This window comes from Glaciimonas sp. Gout2 (genome assembly GCF_035018905.1).
Taxonomy (GTDB): domain Bacteria; phylum Pseudomonadota; class Gammaproteobacteria; order Burkholderiales; family Burkholderiaceae_D; genus Glaciimonas.
In genome coordinates, this window is record NZ_JASJXA010000125.1 from 1 (window position 1) to 748 (window position 748).

Sequence of the window (748 nt, forward strand, 5' to 3'; positions counted from 1 at the left end):
ATCAAAATCCCATGAGAATCCCGCCGCCTGAAACGTATTAATAGTCATATCTAATAATTTATTTAGCCCTTTCGGCGCACCATTAATAAAAATAAACCAGCTAATTACGACATGAATAAACATGAAAATTAAATAAATAAATTGATACTTAGTTTTATTTATGGGGCGGTCAATTTTCATCATTTTTCGTTTCAAAATCATTGCTAATGATTAATTGAACATCCAAGAAAGCATCGGCGTATTGATGGTTGGTTCCCATTTCTTGCAGAGCCAGCACTTCATGGATTGACAATTCAATAGTAGACATAATTTATTCCTTAGATGTTTGGATCGTTGTATTCTGATTAATCAGAGTCGTGACGACTTCGTCAATTTTGACGAAATCTTTGCCTATTTTTTTAGTAATGGTGTATTGCACGTCGAAGCGATAATCAATGGTGCGATGTGCCTTGAAAAGAACAATAATAGGAACTGGGTCTTTGACAGTGACGAGTTGTCGGTCGGATGCTTGAAAGACGTAGTACGTACTCAAATCATCAGGCTCGTCTGGATTTCCGAGCTGGTACTTGCGATAAATTCCTTGATGCCCTATACGGTATTCCAATCCTCGACGGTTAGGATCAAAGTGATCTACCGCGTTATCCTCCAGATTTTTTGCATAGTTGGCACTGGTGGGTATTCTGGCCGATCGTGACCACCGATTCTGGTCTATCGTGACCGACCATTCTGGCGCATCGTGACCGCTCAT

The 748-nt window shown here is 39.8% G+C and carries 3 protein-coding genes; all 3 read right to left on the reverse strand.

Going from position 1 to position 748, the window contains the following annotated elements; translation table 11 throughout:
• Positions 1–183, reverse strand: a 183-nt coding sequence (locus QN379_RS23420) for a hypothetical protein (RefSeq protein ID WP_323507761.1), incomplete at its 3' end; no start/stop codon positions are given.
• Positions 170–307, reverse strand: coding sequence for a hypothetical protein (locus QN379_RS23425; protein ID WP_323507762.1), 138 nt, complete (start codon positions 305–307; stop codon positions 170–172). The genes QN379_RS23420 and QN379_RS23425, both read right to left, overlap by 14 nt.
• 3 nt (positions 308–310) lie before the next feature.
• The coding region (locus tag QN379_RS23430; protein ID WP_323507763.1) for a hypothetical protein at positions 311–748 on the reverse strand (438 nt) is incomplete at its 5' end.

What these genes read in the sequence shown, in the direction of transcription:
- QN379_RS23425 (WP_323507762.1), bottom strand. Translation starts at nt 307, where the DNA reads ATGTCTACTATTGAATTGTCAATCCATGAAGTGCTGGCTCTGCAAGAA.